Genomic DNA, 13,772 nt, shown 5'->3' with positions numbered 1-13,772 from the left:
TACTAATTACTTGCACACTGCGGAATCATTTAAATGAAGTCTTGATCACATAAGTGAGCACTTATGGGGCTAAAACTGGAGGCTTATCGGTTAAAAGTATCCAGATTTTACCTGCCTTAAATTTCACATCCTTACCATCTGCACTGCGCCAGCTAGTTACATCACTTTCAAGATTTCGCTGCCAATCTACTGGATAGGCAAAACCATCTCTAAGTAGGACTGCCTTACCACTGCCTGTTGTTTTACTAAATGGTGTTATCTCACCAAATTTATCTCCATAAATTGAAGGCGTGATTGAAACAATTTGAATAATAGCTGTATCAGCGTAGAGATGAAGACCTGATGCTGCTAGTTTTGGTTTGTCGTTAAAATAAATTAACCACTTACTACTTTCTACATCCCAACGTAATTCATATCTAGCACTTGGCCACTTCACTTTTACAGATGAGGTAATAGCCACCGCTGCCGGCTGTTCACCAAAAATGAATGGTGACGTTATCGCAGTATCAATTCTGATCTTTGGATTAGCATTTGCTCTCTCAAGCAAAAGATCAGGTTTTAAGATCATGTTTACTGGCCCAGGTCGATTTGGATCTTTTCCATAAATTGATGGTGGGTTTCGCTCTGCTGATAGATTTTCTAAATTTGCCGCACCAATCACTGGTCGCATCTTTGATTGTGCACCGCTATATGCAAAACCAACTCTTCCAAATTGAGAAAGTATTTCTAAATCAGATATACGAGCAGATCGTACTGGCCCGATTAATGGCGGAAGTTTTGATGTGTAAATGGCAGCAAGCCTGGTTATGCCACCCTCGACCTGTTCAACATAAACTAAATCAGCATCTTCGACACCAATTTGTGGATGTGCTGGAGTTGAGTCATCTATTTTTACAGCCAATATCTGATTGTTACTACCAGGCAGACCGTTAAAAAGATTTTTTTCTATCTCAGGCTTTAATTGAAAATTAGCTAATTCAAATAATCGATTTACACCTGTAATTGAAAGGAGTACGACCATTAAGGAGATTAATAGAAAGATGCGTCTTGCTAATTTCACACTACTTCATCCTCAAATGCGTAACGAACTGGAATAGGTGCTTTTCCTGCTAACCGGAATAAACGAATTAACGGCTTGGACCTTACATTCCTTGTCGCATTGACCGACTCTAAATGAATATTAATTGCTAACTTCACCTTGCTTGAAATATCAGATAGTTCTACCAAGAGCTCTGATGGTAATTGAAGTGAATTATCTAGCGCAGCATTTTGAACTAATTTTAATGCCTGTGAGAGCACACTCTCTGCGGCCGAACGTTCTACTATGTTGGCATCCCTTGCAGCCGCAGCTGAACTCGAAATTAAATAGGCAGTTGCTGGATCTAGATTTGATACAAGCACAATTTGGTGAGCAAGAGCTGCTCTTTGCTGAAGTAGTGAATCAAGAGTTGCCCATGATGTTTCAACTCGATGGTGTAAGCGATCTAATCTTGATGCAGAAAAAGATAAGTACCAACCTATTAAAACTATGGCTAATACCAAACTTAAGGTCTCTAGGTTCATCTTCTGCTCCAAAATCTAGTCTCAGATGAAAGACTTACTTTTTGTCCACCTGCAGTTGCCATTTCATAGATATTTTCGATCTGTTCAGCTACAACTTGCCAATCATATTTTTGAGCACTTAACTTTCCATTCTCAGATAATTTATCACGCTTTTCGCCATCTCTAAGTAGTGCGACTAGAACCTTCGCAAGCTCTGCACTATTTTCGTTGGTAAATAAGGTACCAGCATCACCATTTTCTAAAACCGCTTTAAAGGCTGGAATATCACTTGCTACTACTGCGGTTCCAGCAGAGAGTGCTTCAGTTAAAATAATTCCAAATGATTCACCGCCAGTATTTGGGGCAACATATATTTTAACTGATTTAAGAAAGCTCTCCTTCATTTCATCAGTAAGAAATCCTAAAAACTTAATTCGATTACGAAGCTGTGGATCAATGTTTTTAATGTAATCCTTACTTTCCCCTGGTCCTGCGATTAAATACTTAACATCAGGAATAAACCTTGCAACAATTGGAAGTGAATCAAGTAGAACCTGTAAGCCTTTTCGAGGCTCCTCAAATCTTCCGATAAATCCAATAGTGTTTTCACCACTATATTCAGCAGATTTCTTAGCATTTGCATACTTATGTCCATCAATTCCATTTGGAATTACAACCGCATCTGTTTCAAAATGATCTTTTAGTGTGGACCTGGCTAACTCACTAACTGCAATTCGGGCGGTTAATTTTTCAACAATTGGTTCTAAAATCGGACCAATTGCATATATTGCTTTCTTCTTTGGTGTTGAAACATGAAATGTGCCAACTAATGGCCCTTCAGCTGCTGAACAAGCAAGCAATGACAATGATGGAATTGCCGGCTCATGTAAATGTAGTAAATCAAAATCACCAGAGGCTATCCATTGTTTAGCTCTTGAACTAGCTATTGGTCCAAATAAAACCCTAGCCACTGAACCATTTATAGGTATCGAAATAGGCTTACCAGCATTTACAACGTAATCTTCGATTTCAAGTGAATCATCACTTACTGGTGAAAGCACTGATACATGATGGCCTTCTGTAATTAAATGTTCAGTTAACTCACGAATATGAGTTTGTACTCCACCTGGCGTATCCCAGCCGTATGGGCAAACCATGCCAATTCTACTTTTCTTCATCTATCCAAATCCGTTGCAACATGTGCCAGTCTACTGGTGATTCCTTAATATGTTTTGCAAAATTATCAGCCATAGATTGAGTTACCACTCTTACCTTTTCATCTTCACTACCTGAATCAGGAACCACTACAGTTCTATCAAATATAACCTTAATGCCCTTATCGGTATAACGAATGTAAGCAGTAATTAAAGGCGCCCCAGTTGTTATTGCTAAAATTGCAGGTCCAGCTGGCATTTTTGCGACTGCTCCAAGAAAATCTACTTCGATACCATTTCTAGACATATCTCGATCGGCAACTAGTGCTATTAGTTTACCTTCATTTAAACGCTGGGTAAGAAGTGGAATAGTTTTTTCTTTATGACTAATTGGTTCAATTCCAATGCTTTGTCGATAATCTAAAAACTTCCTAAATATTGCCTCTGGCTTTAATTCTTCAACTACCGCAGTTAAATTAATCCCAGTTGAACAAAAATAAGCTGCTGCATGATCCCAATTTCCAGCGTGAGGTAAAGCAATAATGCAACCTTGTTTTGTACTAATGGGATCGCGAAGTAAATTTTCTCTAATTACCTCTGTAGTACTAATGATCCGCTCTTTACTCCATTTATTAAGGCGAAAAGTATCAAACCAATACCTTAAATATGATCTCATTCCCGCTTTAGTTAGTTTTGATAACTCACTTTTACTTAGATCTGGCAGTACTCTCTTATAGTTGCTACGAAGTCTCTGAACTTTTCGACCATTACGAAGGTAAGTAAAATCTGAGACCAGATTAGCGATCTTGTAGGCTAATTTTTCCGGTAGGAATCCAATTATTTTCCAAATAGATAAATACAACAAATACATTACTTCACCGCTTTATAAACAATCATAAGTCGTTGCAGTATTGTGATGATAGATAGAATTGCAACACTCCAAATACCAATACTCATCGCATAATCAACTGATAGGCCAGTTAACCCATATGCGCTAAGGGCAATAATTAATCTCTCACTTCTTTCAGCAATCCCACCACTACATTCGATCCCAAGTGATTCTGCTCTAGCTCTTATGTATGAGACCATAAATGAAGTGAAAGCTGCAATCAAAAACACTGGTACTAATGGATCTGATTTATCAATATAGTAAATCATCGCGCCAAGTAATATTGCAGCATCACTTAATCTATCTAAAGTTGAGTCAAGAAGTGCTCCCCATTTACTAACACCCTTAGTTGACTGGCGAGCAACGGCGCCATCAAATAAATCAAATAAAACAAATATGCAGACAAAAACTACACCTATAAAAAATTCTCCATTTGGGAAAAAATAAAGAGCGCTAGCGATCGATCCGATCCCACCCACCGCAGATATCATGTTGGCGCTAACGCCTAACTTGACCAAGGTTTTAACAAACGGGGCAATAATTTTGGCGACAGGAACACGTAATGAACGCTGCAACATAATTCCCATCGTAGGCTTACCAATGATGGGCGACCTAATTAACGCACGGTTTATCCTTGGGATATCTGCTGATAATGAGTCAATTTGTGCTGCCCTAGGACTTCCGGCAGCCCAAATCGATGATCCTTCCTTAATTACCTCTGATGTGGTTGTAGTAATAGCTAGTGCTAAGACTGGAATTGATTCAAACATAGTTAAGAATTGGATAACTTTTAGAGAGTTATACATACCAACAATTGTTGTAGTTACAGATTTTGAAGATGGCGATGTTGATTTTGAAGATATGAGCGCAATTGTTGGAAAAATGTTAGAACCAGTTCTAACCCCCTACTTAGTTCTTCATGCTGACACTGGTGAACCTACTGCGCTAATTAACCTTGAGGACCAGATGATTACAGATTATTCAAATACAAAGGTAAGTAAAATTTCTAGCGATGTAGAACACCGCGAGTTAGTTTTAGAGTTCAAGGAAGAGTTACATAATGCTCTAACTGAAGGTGGTTGGGATCAATTTGTACAGGGTTTAATAATTCCAGCGATACCTCTGATATTAAAAAATAAACTAGGTATTGCTGAGATTAAGCACTTCCTAGATCTGATTCCAACCCGAAGATAGCTGTTCTCTACTTTCTTGTAATAACTTAGGTATCACCTTAGTTTTACCAATAATCGGCATAAAATTAGCATCACCTCGCCATCTTGGAACTATGTGCTGGTGAAAGTGTTCAGCAATACCAGCGCCAGATACCTCACCCTGATTTATTCCAATGTTAAAGCCAACTGCATTACTAACCTTGCGCAGCACCTTCATACTTTGCACGGTTAACGCTTGCACCTCATTGCGCTCAGATTCTGTTAGCTCCGGTAATTCAGCTACGTGGCGAAATGTACAAACTAATAAATGCCCTGCGTTATAAGGGTAAAGATTCATTACAACATATGCCTCTTTACCTCTTGCAACGATTAATGCCTCTTCATCAGATAGGGATGAGATTCTGCAAAACGGGCAAGAGATCTGATTTCCAGCAAGTGGGCGATTTTCACCTTCAAGGTAGGACATCCGATGTGGAGCCCAAAGCCTTTGCCAACTATCTGGCATTCCTGCCCCACCAGAATTTACTTGATCTGACATTAAATTTGTTTACGATCTTTAACAATCGCTATAACTTCAGCAATTGCATCTTTAATTGGAATCTGATTTTTTTGTTCACCATTTCGATACCTAAAAGAAACCGCTTTCACAGCTACATCTTCATCCCCGGCAATCATCATAAAAGGAATCTTTTCAAGTTGAGCATTTCTAACCTTCTTCTGCATGCGATCATCTGAACTATCAATATCGACACGAATACCAGCCTTCTTAAACTCTTTAACAACATCAGAAAGATAAGGAATAAATGAATCAGCAACTGGAATAGCTCGCACCTGAACGGGGGCAAGCCATGGCGGGAAAGCACCTGCATAGTGCTCGGTTAAAACACCAAAGAATCTTTCAATAGAACCAAATAAAGCTCGGTGAATCATTACTGGGGCTTTACTAGATCCATCAGAGGCTGCATAACCTAAATCAAAACGTTGTGGTAATTGAAAATCAACTTGAATCGTTGACATCTGCCAAGTTCGCCCAATTGCATCTCGTGCCTGCACTGAAACCTTTGGTCCATAAAAAGCTGCCCCACCTGGATCTAAAACTAACTCTAGTTTTTGTTTCTCTGCAGCAAGGCGTAGTGCCTCAGTGGCATCTTGCCAATCCTTATCTTCACCAACTGATTTTTCCGGATTTCTAGTTGATAACTCTAAGTAGAAATCTGTTAACCCATAATCTCTTAATAAGTTAAGTACGAAGGTTAGAAGTGAATCTAACTCATCACCCATCTGCTCTTTGGTGCAGTAGATATGAGCATCATCTTGGGTAAAGCCGCGTGCCCTAGTTATGCCATGAACTACGCCTGATTTTTCATAACGATATACCGTGCCAAATTCAAATAATCTAAGTGGTAGATCTCGGTATGACTTTGGTGTTGATTTATATATTAAGTTATGAAACGGGCAATTCATTGGCTTCATGTAATACTTTTGACCAGCTTTTTTAATTGTGCCATCGGCATGAAATTCTTCATCCATCACCATTGGCGGATACATACCGTCGGCATACCACTGCAAGTGCCCTGATGTTTCAAATAATGATGCCTTTGTTAAATGAGGTGAGTAAACAAATTGATAATCTTCTTCTTCATGTCGCTTTCTGGAGTAGTCCTCCATTACCTTTCGAATGATTCCACCCTTTGGATGAAATACAGCAAGCCCTGAACCAATTTCCTCTGGAAATGAAAATAGATCTAACTCTGCACCTAACTTGCGGTGATCACGCTTTTCAGCTTCCGCCAGCATATTTAGATAATCATCTTGCCCTTGCTGGGTTGGCCAAGCAGTTCCATAAATTCTTTGTAGCATTGGATTTTTTTCAGATCCTCGCCAATATGCACCAGCTGCTCTCATTAACTTAAATGCTGGGATATGTTTTGTAGAGGGAAGATGAGGACCACGACACAGATCACTCCACACAGCATTTCCATCTCGCCCTAGATTGTCATAAATTGTTAACTGAGCACCACCAACTTCAACATTAGATCCATCCTCAGTACTCACTGATTTTAAGCCAATCAATTCGCACTTATATGGTTCACTCTTTAATTCAGCAAGTGCCTCTTTTTCAGTAACTACTCGCCTTTTAAAGCGTTGACCAGCTTTAACAATCTTTCGCATTGCAGTTTCTAGTTTTTCCAAGTCAGATGGCGTGAATGGATTTTTTGGATCAAAGTCATAATAGAAACCATCTCGTATAGGTGGACCAATACCTAGTTTTGTATCTGCGAATACTTCTTGTACTGCTTGAGCTAAAACATGCGCAGTTGAATGGCGCAGAACATTTAAACCATCCTCTGAATCAATTAAGACTGACTCAACCACATCTCCATCTGATAACTCACTCCAAAGATCTGCCAGTTCACCATTAATTCGGCAAACTACTACGTCATTTTTGCCTTCAAATAAATGAGTTGGTCGTTGATCAGAGGCGACCTGGATAGATTTACCATCTACGGAAATCTTGATCTGAGAAGACATACCCCTAGGTTAGCAAAGCGGAGTGTAAAGGTGAGTTATTACCGTAGATATCCATACCAAATAACTAGTAAAGCTAGTGCGGTGAATGCAATTACTGCAAAGATTAGCAACTTCTGACGCTTAGCAATCTTTGTAGAATCAATAGCTCTATTTGCAACACCTTTTGCGGTTTTCAACGCTCTCGCTGCCCATGCAAACTCAGTACCTAAGATTCCAAGTCCAGCAAAAATAATTAACCATCCAGGCCCAGGAGCGATTAATGCAACCACGCCAAGTATTGTGATCAGCCCACCAACTACCCCAACTAAAACTCTTTTTAGGATTGGACTCATGGATTAATGTTACTAAATAGCCGCTGACTAAATTGCGTAATTAATTGAATTCCAATCAAACTCTCACCAAACAACTGATCTTCGACCTTACTAACTGGTTGAATTAACCGAATTGATGAGGTCAGATACACCGCCTTGGCCGCTAGCAGCTGCTCAAAGTTAAATAGACCCTCTTTCACATCAAACCATTTAATTAAAAGCTCCCTGGTTATTCCTGGCAAACATCCGGTTTTTAGATCTGGGGTTAGCCAACCATCAGAGGTAAGAATTAATAAATTAGAAAAAGCGGTTTCAACAACATGACCATTCTCATTTAACAAAATCCCATCATCAAATCCCAACTGCTGTGCATTTCTAACTACTAAAAGTGATTCTCCATAAGAGATTGATTTAACTCCACTTAAAGAAGCATTTGAACTCTTCACGCCCATGGCCCGCATTAATGCAATTGGCTTATCTGAAATAGTCTCTGGTTCAACTGTTATAAACCATTGGCCATCTGATAACACGCTAAGACGCATTCGAGATTGCCCGACGCAGCCTTGCAATATTTTGGTAATACCAAGTTCAATATCTATCTTAGCTGGCAGCATAATTAGTAATCTCTCAGCGCTCTTACTTAAGCGATCGTAATGCCTTTGCCAAGCAATCACTTTTTCATCAACAGTTAAGATTGTTTCAAATAAGCCATCACCTCTAAGCAGGCTTAGCGAATATGGCAAACTTACTGCAGCACTTTGTATTTCACCGTTAACTAGTAACTTCATACTGATACCCCGGACGCAATAGCTATTAAGCGAGCTGCCTTAAGGGCCGTCTCTTCCCATTCACTTGTTGGATCACTCTGATAGGTAATACCAGCACCTGTTCCAAAGTTAATCTGCCCATCTGCTAATGACCAAAATATTCTAATTCCAACTGATAGTAGTGCTTGATCATTTTCAACCCAGCCAATAACACCACAATATGGGCCACGCTCTACTGATTCAATTTGTTTTATACTTTTAATTGCGGATGATTTTGGCGCCCCACTAATTGAGCCTGCAGGTAGGAGGGCTTTGGCAATATCTGGCCAAGTGACATCTTTCCGTAATTTTCCTACGACATCAGAAACTAAGTGAAACAAACCTGGATGAGATTGGGTTGCAAGTAGTCTTGGTACATCCACGCTTCCTGGCTCACAAATTGCACCAAAATCATTGCGCATTAAATCAACAATCATTACATTCTCAGCCCTGTCTTTTTCACCAAATGAATCTGTCTTTGCAGTTCCTTTAATCGGAGTTGATTTAATCACCGCATCTTTTTTCTCTAAAAATAATTCAGGTGAAGCCGAGGCAATCTCAATTCCGTCGAGTTTAAGATAACTAGCAAATGGAGCTGGATTATTTGATTGCAAATTAACGGCAAGGCCTTGTAGGGATTGATCACAATTTGTGCTTAAAATGCGACAAAGGTTTACTTGATAAATATCACCATCAGCAATCTTTTCCTTAATTAATCTGACATTATCTTCATAAGTACTTTTAGATTGAGATGATAACCAAGGTGTAGTTATTCCCTGCCAGGGCATTTCAGGTAATGGAGCGTTAATAACTGTTGCAAATCTTGCGCAGATCCACTTACCTTCAAAGGTATTTACTACTGCCCAAAATCCTGGCTTAGCAAGAGAGCTTGGATCATTTGAGATTTCAACACAATTACTGGCAAGGCGATCACCCATCCAAAAGAGTGCACCTGTGTTATCCATGTTTGAACGCTACCGCTAGCACCGCCCGCTGGTAGCTAATATTCAATTGTGCAGGCAAGTCCTAGATGCGATAGATTTCACCTCGCACTTCGCGGACGTAGCGCAGTTGGTAGCGCGGAACCTTGCCAAGGTTCAGGTCGCCGGTTCGAACCCGGTCGTCCGCTCTCAAAGAGTTATAAAGTTTCATCTGCGAAAGCAAAGCTAGGTCGGATGGCCGAGAGGCGAGGCTCGGGACTGCAAATCCCGCTACACGGGTTCAAATCCCGTTCCGACCTCCATAATTATTAAGCAGCTGGAGGCCTCGACAAAATTCCAACACAGTTACTAACTGTAAAAGATCCAGCAGCAAACGGAATAACTACCGCATCCCCAGATTTAACTGAAAGGTTTCCAGAGTTTTCAAAAACTAACTCACCCTCACCAGATAGACAAAGGAAAATTCCAAATCCTGCCTCAACTTTTTGCTCATCTCCTGTTAAGTAATCTGCTCGAAAGAACGGATTAGCAACTGATTTAAAAATAGAGTGTGATTTTGGCGAGGAGCTATCAAAGCCAGTAAAGATTTCATCATTTTCAGCTTTAGTTAATGGTGATAATCTCAACGCATCTAATGCTGTTTCATAGCCAAGGTTTAAATGACCATCCTTATCTCCATCTACTGCAAAGCCATCCCACTCAAGTAAAATTGACAGATCAGTAGGCTCTTGTAGTTCTAATACAAAAATTCCTGCCTCAATTGCGTGTGCAACTCCTGCTGGAACAAATACCGCATCCCCTGGCTTTACCTCTTTAAATACCAATGAATCTAATAATGCATCTGAGTCATGAGCCTTAACTAACTTGGCAACCTCAGATTTATCCATCTGCTTGCTAAATCCAAGTCCAACCCGTGCTCCCGCTGGTGCCTCTAAAATAATCCAGGCTTCAGTCTTGCCATGATTTAAATGTAACTTTTCTTTAGCAAATCTTTGATCTGGATGATAATGAACTGGCAGGCGTTGATCTGGATCTAATAACTTAACTAAAACCTCAGTAGAGACGCCAAACTTTTCAACATGCTTTTGACCAAGCCAAGCACTGGGATCTGCGTTAACTGCATCTTTAAGCAAGCCGCCATCAGATAACTTTGAAAGTCCGTTTACTAATTCACCAAATCTAGTAGTTGTAGAACCAATCCACTCTTCCGGCCGCATCGGGCCACCTGGGCCATTTCGCAACTTACCGATTCGATAACCACCCTTATAGAAATGGTCGAATTGATTTGAGGGTAATTTTGAGGGCTTAACTTCTAAATTGCTCATGTTGGTAGTTTAGGGGTTAAAGTATTTCCATGCTAGAAAAATCAGAGCGGCCTTGGGGCAGGTATGAGGTGCTGCAAGAGGGCGCTACATACAAGGTTAAATCAATTCACGTTGCAATTGGTAAACGTCTTTCATATCAACGCCATCAAAAACGAAGTGAGCATTGGTATATCACCCAAGGAACGGGTGAGGTAACCCTTGATGGAAAAATTTCACCAATATCCCCCGGCTCTGTGATTGCGGTTCCTCAGGGCGTGCTTCATCGAGTGCACAACACAGGAAATACTGAATTGATATTTATTGAAGTACAAACTGGTAGCTACTTTGGCGAGGATGATATTGAACGTGTTGAGGATGATTTCGGTCGCTAGTAGAATTTAATTACGGACGATTAGCGCAGCGGTAGCGTACTTCCTTGACATGGAAGGGGTCACTGGTTCGATCCCAGTATCGTCCACCATAATTGCGTAATGAGTACCAGATTCATCTATCCCCCACCTAAAGATGGGAAACCATTTCGATTAAGTTTAGGTTTGCGTGAATTAGATCCTGCAAATTGGATTGAGGTTGGATCAGATTTAGTAGAGCAACTAAAGCAACGTAATGAGCTATTAGAAACAAAACGAAATATAGTTTTCAAAGAAGTAGCGGGATATGAAGAAGCCGCACTTACCTATGCAAGAGCTTTAAAAGATAACCTAGGTAAGTTTCATTCAGATTATGTGGTTGACGATGATCAGATAACCCATAAACCAACAGGTATTTCTGTTAACTTGTTAGAAGATCATCCATTTGTGCAATTAGCACGGGTTATTGCCGAAGATTTGTGCTTACTGTCCTATGAAAACTCCTCTTGGAACTTAGTTGCTGGTGTTGTGATATTTCCTTCTCGTTGGAAACTTCTTGAAAAAATTGGAAAAAATATTGATGCAATACACGAACCGGTACCGGGATATCACGGAGCACTTCAGCCATTAATGGTTGATACTTTTAATAAAATTAAACCAGAACGCCCAGTTTGGCGGCGCAACTGGTCACTGCATGAAACCGAAGAGTTGCATGAACCAACCTATACGCCACATAAAGTTGAGATTTCTGATTACTGGTGGCGCACTGAGCGACAAACACTAACAAAATCAGAATCTAATCAGTTTTTACTTTTTACAATTCGAAATCGAAGTGAACCATTTAAATGGATTAAAGAAGACCCACAAGCTACTGCTGAGTTTATAAAAACTTTGCAATCACTTGACCCACAGATGCTTGAGTACAAGCGATTAGCACAGGCCAGTGGGGGCCTAATTGAATTCTTAAAAAACTAACCAGTACGGTTGTTTTGTAGATTTATACTCCTATCTACTAGGATTAAGGCACTGCCAACAATGATGTGTGCAGGCAAATAATTTTGATTAACGGAGTGAAGAGGACAATTATGAATAAAGATATGCTTGAAAAAGTAAAGGCTGGCAAAGGATTTATCGCAGCACTTGATCAAAGCGGTGGTAGTACGCCAAAGGCACTTAAACTTTATGGCATAGATGAATCTGAGTACTCAGGTGAGCCCGCAATGTTTGATCTCATTCATAAGATGCGCTCTCGTTTAATTAAATCCCCAGTCTTTACTAGCGATCGCATTGTTGGCGCAATCTTGTTTGAAATGACTATGGAGCGCGATATCGATGGAATTGCTAGCGCTGAGTATTTATGGAGCAAGAAAAAAATTCCTACTTTCTTAAAAGTTGATAATGGCCTAGCAGCTGAGGCAAATGATGTTCAGTTGATGAAGCCAATCCCAGAACTTGCTAGTCGTATCAGTGCTGCAGTTAAGCATGGCGTATTCGGTACCAAAATGAGATCAGTAATTAATTTAGCAAATCCAGCTGGCATCGAAGCAATTGTTGCCCAGCAGTTTGAAATTGGTAAGCAAATAATTGCAGGTGGACTAATGCCAATTATCGAACCTGAAGTTAATATCAATAGTGCTCAAAAAGCACAGGCCGAGGAAATTCTTAAGGTCACTCTTCTTAAGCACCTAAATGCGCTAAGTGATGACCAGAATGTGATGTTAAAACTTTCAATCCCAACTCAATCTAATTTATACCTAAAGTTAACTCAGCATCCAAGAGTAATTAAAGTTGTTGCTCTATCTGGTGGGTATTCAAGAGATGAGGCAAATAAACTTCTAGCGCAAAACACAGGAGTAATTGCATCCTTCTCAAGAGCGCTAACTGAAGGTTTATCAGCTAAGCAGAGTGAGTCAGATTTTGATGCAACTTTAAATTCAACAATTCAAAGTATTTACGAAGCATCTATCAAATAGATTGTTGAGTAGTGCAGTGGATCTAAATCTCGCTGATAAAGATGCAGCTTGGGTTTCCCAATTCTTAGCATCTCGTCGAACAACTCGAGATTTCCTGCCCACTCCGGTTGCGCCAGAAATAATTAATCAGATACTAAAAGATTCTCTAACCGCTCCTAGCTGGTCTAACACAAGACCATTTAAGGTCGCAGTTGCTACCGGTGAAGTTAGAGATCGAATTAGTAATGAATTTCTAGCAAGATGGCATGTTCTTTCAAAGATTATGCGCAAGGGTTTTAAAAATAAATTAAGGCTAATTTTTACTCGCTACGGTCTGCCAACTAGTAATCGTTCAATCGTTAAACCTTACGTTGCTGAGTTAAAACCAAGAGCAGAACGGGTTGGCCGCGAGCTATACACATTATTCGGAGTAGCCCGTGGTGATCGTGATGCTCGAGATAAGCAGTGGGGGAAGAATTATGAATTCTTTGGCGCCCCAGTTGAATTATTTGTTTATATTCATAAAAGTCTACATATTTACGCAGCCTCTGATGCTGGCCTAATGATGGAAAATCTAATGCTCTCAGCTCATGCGCATGGACTTGGAACATGTGCTCAAGGTGCCGTAAATATTTGGGATGATGTTGTTAGAGATGAGTTTGAAGTTTCAAAGGATTATCGATTAATTTGTGGAATTGCCATCGGATATCCAAGTGATTCACCAGTTAATTCTTTTCAAGCAAATCGCATTGATGTAGATGAATTACTTTTAAAGGCTAAAAAGAAATCACAAAAATAGCT

General features: G+C 40.0%; 16 protein-coding genes and 3 tRNA genes. 8 read left to right on the top strand and 11 right to left on the bottom strand.

Features of this window, described 5'->3' with window-relative positions; translation table 11 throughout:
- Window positions 1-61 precede the first annotated feature (61 nt).
- Genes B1sIIB91_RS02700 through pgsA form a run of 5 tightly spaced genes read right to left on the bottom strand, consistent with a single transcriptional unit; the run spans window position 62 to window position 4,163 of the window.
- The gene (locus tag B1sIIB91_RS02700) at window positions 62-1,060 is read right to left on the bottom strand and encodes a DUF3048 domain-containing protein (protein ID WP_095688094.1); all 999 of its coding nucleotides are present in this window, start codon (window positions 1,058-1,060) and stop codon (window positions 62-64) included.
- Window positions 1,057-1,563: a LemA family protein gene (locus B1sIIB91_RS02695; RefSeq protein WP_095688093.1), complete on the bottom strand. Its 507-nt coding sequence runs from the start codon at window positions 1,561-1,563 to the stop codon at window positions 1,057-1,059. The genes B1sIIB91_RS02700 and B1sIIB91_RS02695 overlap by 4 nt, the downstream gene beginning before the upstream one ends.
- A complete protein-coding gene (locus tag B1sIIB91_RS02690; RefSeq protein WP_095688092.1) occupies window positions 1,560-2,720 on the bottom strand; it encodes a glycosyltransferase family 4 protein in 1,161 nt (386 codons plus the stop codon). Before B1sIIB91_RS02690 ends, B1sIIB91_RS02695 begins: the two co-directional genes overlap by 4 nt.
- Window positions 2,707-3,567: a phosphatidylinositol mannoside acyltransferase gene (locus B1sIIB91_RS02685; RefSeq protein ID WP_095688091.1), complete on the bottom strand. Its 861-nt coding sequence runs from the start codon at window positions 3,565-3,567 to the stop codon at window positions 2,707-2,709. Before B1sIIB91_RS02685 ends, B1sIIB91_RS02690 begins: the two co-directional genes overlap by 14 nt.
- The gene (pgsA, locus tag B1sIIB91_RS02680) at window positions 3,567-4,163 is read right to left on the bottom strand and encodes a phosphatidylinositol phosphate synthase (RefSeq protein ID WP_223298618.1); all 597 of its coding nucleotides are present in this window, start codon (window positions 4,161-4,163) and stop codon (window positions 3,567-3,569) included. The genes B1sIIB91_RS02685 and pgsA overlap by 1 nt, the downstream gene beginning before the upstream one ends.
- Before the next feature lie 25 nt (window positions 4,164-4,188).
- Here pgsA and B1sIIB91_RS02675 point away from each other — a divergent pair, with 25 nt between their 5' ends.
- Window positions 4,189-4,779 carry a hypothetical protein gene (locus B1sIIB91_RS02675; RefSeq protein ID WP_095688673.1) on the top strand — a complete coding sequence of 197 codons (591 nt, stop codon included), beginning with the start codon at window positions 4,189-4,191 and terminating at the stop codon, window positions 4,777-4,779.
- Here the strand turns inward: B1sIIB91_RS02675 and B1sIIB91_RS02670 are convergent.
- Genes B1sIIB91_RS02670 through B1sIIB91_RS02650 form a run of 5 tightly spaced genes read right to left on the bottom strand, consistent with a single transcriptional unit; the run spans window position 4,753 to window position 9,371 of the window.
- A complete protein-coding gene (locus B1sIIB91_RS02670; RefSeq protein WP_095688089.1) occupies window positions 4,753-5,295 on the bottom strand; it encodes an HIT family protein in 543 nt (180 codons plus the stop codon). The genes B1sIIB91_RS02675 and B1sIIB91_RS02670 overlap by 27 nt on opposite strands.
- The gene (gene thrS, locus B1sIIB91_RS02665; protein WP_095688088.1) at window positions 5,295-7,289 is read right to left on the bottom strand and encodes a threonine--tRNA ligase; all 1,995 of its coding nucleotides are present in this window, start codon (window positions 7,287-7,289) and stop codon (window positions 5,295-5,297) included. The genes B1sIIB91_RS02670 and thrS overlap by 1 nt, the downstream gene beginning before the upstream one ends.
- Window positions 7,290-7,327: 38 nt before the next feature.
- Window positions 7,328-7,621, bottom strand: a complete 294-nt coding sequence (locus tag B1sIIB91_RS02660; protein WP_095688087.1) for a PGPGW domain-containing protein — start codon at window positions 7,619-7,621, stop codon at window positions 7,328-7,330.
- Complete coding sequence (locus B1sIIB91_RS02655) at window positions 7,618-8,388, bottom strand: aminotransferase class IV (RefSeq protein WP_095688086.1); 771 nt, start codon at window positions 8,386-8,388, stop codon at window positions 7,618-7,620. The genes B1sIIB91_RS02660 and B1sIIB91_RS02655 overlap by 4 nt, the downstream gene beginning before the upstream one ends.
- Entirely contained in the window at window positions 8,385-9,371 is a 987-nt protein-coding gene (locus B1sIIB91_RS02650) for a chorismate-binding protein (RefSeq protein WP_095688085.1), read from the bottom strand. The genes B1sIIB91_RS02655 and B1sIIB91_RS02650 overlap by 4 nt, the downstream gene beginning before the upstream one ends.
- A gap of 91 nt (window positions 9,372-9,462) precedes the next feature.
- Here B1sIIB91_RS02650 and B1sIIB91_RS02645 point away from each other — a divergent pair.
- Both B1sIIB91_RS02645 and B1sIIB91_RS02640 read left to right on the top strand, forming a co-directional pair.
- A tRNA-Gly gene (locus B1sIIB91_RS02645) sits at window positions 9,463-9,535 on the top strand.
- Between the two features lie 40 nt (window positions 9,536-9,575).
- Window positions 9,576-9,649, top strand: a tRNA-Cys gene (locus tag B1sIIB91_RS02640).
- A gap of 6 nt (window positions 9,650-9,655) precedes the next feature.
- Here B1sIIB91_RS02640 and B1sIIB91_RS02635 read toward each other — a convergent pair.
- Window positions 9,656-10,672 (bottom strand): class I mannose-6-phosphate isomerase, encoded by a 1,017-nt coding sequence (locus B1sIIB91_RS02635; RefSeq protein ID WP_095688084.1) that lies wholly within the window; start codon window positions 10,670-10,672, stop codon window positions 9,656-9,658.
- Window positions 10,673-10,701: 29 nt separating this feature from the next.
- Between B1sIIB91_RS02635 and B1sIIB91_RS02630 the strand changes: the two genes are divergently transcribed.
- From B1sIIB91_RS02630 to B1sIIB91_RS02610, 5 genes are all read left to right on the top strand, one after another.
- Window positions 10,702-11,043 (top strand): phosphomannose isomerase type II C-terminal cupin domain, encoded by a 342-nt coding sequence (locus tag B1sIIB91_RS02630; protein ID WP_095688083.1) that lies wholly within the window; start codon window positions 10,702-10,704, stop codon window positions 11,041-11,043.
- A 14-nt stretch (window positions 11,044-11,057) separates the two neighbouring features.
- Window positions 11,058-11,132, top strand: a tRNA-Val gene (locus B1sIIB91_RS02625).
- Window positions 11,133-11,142: 10 nt separating this feature from the next.
- Complete coding sequence (locus tag B1sIIB91_RS02620; RefSeq protein ID WP_095688082.1) at window positions 11,143-11,994, top strand: heme-dependent oxidative N-demethylase family protein; 852 nt, start codon at window positions 11,143-11,145, stop codon at window positions 11,992-11,994.
- 110 nt (window positions 11,995-12,104) lie between these two features.
- Window positions 12,105-12,992, top strand: a complete 888-nt coding sequence (locus tag B1sIIB91_RS02615; RefSeq protein ID WP_095688081.1) for a fructose bisphosphate aldolase — start codon at window positions 12,105-12,107, stop codon at window positions 12,990-12,992.
- A 16-nt stretch (window positions 12,993-13,008) separates the two neighbouring features.
- Window positions 13,009-13,770, top strand: coding sequence for a nitroreductase (locus B1sIIB91_RS02610; protein ID WP_095688080.1), 762 nt, complete (start codon window positions 13,009-13,011; stop codon window positions 13,768-13,770).
- Window positions 13,771-13,772: the final 2 nt, after the last annotated feature.

It is taken from the genome of Candidatus Nanopelagicus abundans (assembly GCF_002288305.1).
Taxonomy (GTDB): domain Bacteria; phylum Actinomycetota; class Actinomycetes; order Nanopelagicales; family Nanopelagicaceae; genus Nanopelagicus; species Nanopelagicus abundans.
This window is presented reverse-complemented; position numbering and strand designations above follow the sequence as displayed.

Excerpts from the sequence above, each read along its gene's own strand:
- B1sIIB91_RS02695 (WP_095688093.1), bottom strand. The coding sequence starts at position 1,563 with ATGAACCTAGAGACCTTAAGTTTGGTATTAGCCATAGTTTTAATAGGT.
- B1sIIB91_RS02690 (WP_095688092.1), bottom strand. The coding sequence starts at position 2,720 with ATGAAGAAAAGTAGAATTGGCATGGTTTGCCCATACGGCTGGGATACG.
- B1sIIB91_RS02685 (WP_095688091.1), bottom strand. The coding sequence starts at position 3,567 with ATGTATTTGTTGTATTTATCTATTTGGAAAATAATTGGATTCCTACCG.
- pgsA (WP_223298618.1), bottom strand. The coding sequence starts at position 4,163 with ATGTTGCAGCGTTCATTACGTGTTCCTGTCGCCAAAATTATTGCCCCG.
- B1sIIB91_RS02675 (WP_095688673.1), top strand. The coding sequence starts at position 4,189 with ATGGGCGACCTAATTAACGCACGGTTTATCCTTGGGATATCTGCTGAT.
- B1sIIB91_RS02670 (WP_095688089.1), bottom strand. The coding sequence starts at position 5,295 with ATGTCAGATCAAGTAAATTCTGGTGGGGCAGGAATGCCAGATAGTTGG.
- thrS (WP_095688088.1), bottom strand. The coding sequence starts at position 7,289 with ATGTCTTCTCAGATCAAGATTTCCGTAGATGGTAAATCTATCCAGGTC.
- B1sIIB91_RS02660 (WP_095688087.1), bottom strand. The coding sequence starts at position 7,621 with ATGAGTCCAATCCTAAAAAGAGTTTTAGTTGGGGTAGTTGGTGGGCTG.
- B1sIIB91_RS02655 (WP_095688086.1), bottom strand. The coding sequence starts at position 8,388 with ATGAAGTTACTAGTTAACGGTGAAATACAAAGTGCTGCAGTAAGTTTG.
- B1sIIB91_RS02650 (WP_095688085.1), bottom strand. The coding sequence starts at position 9,371 with ATGGATAACACAGGTGCACTCTTTTGGATGGGTGATCGCCTTGCCAGT.
- B1sIIB91_RS02635 (WP_095688084.1), bottom strand. The coding sequence starts at position 10,672 with ATGAGCAATTTAGAAGTTAAGCCCTCAAAATTACCCTCAAATCAATTC.
- B1sIIB91_RS02630 (WP_095688083.1), top strand. The coding sequence starts at position 10,702 with ATGCTAGAAAAATCAGAGCGGCCTTGGGGCAGGTATGAGGTGCTGCAA.
- B1sIIB91_RS02620 (WP_095688082.1), top strand. The coding sequence starts at position 11,143 with ATGAGTACCAGATTCATCTATCCCCCACCTAAAGATGGGAAACCATTT.
- B1sIIB91_RS02615 (WP_095688081.1), top strand. The coding sequence starts at position 12,105 with ATGAATAAAGATATGCTTGAAAAAGTAAAGGCTGGCAAAGGATTTATC.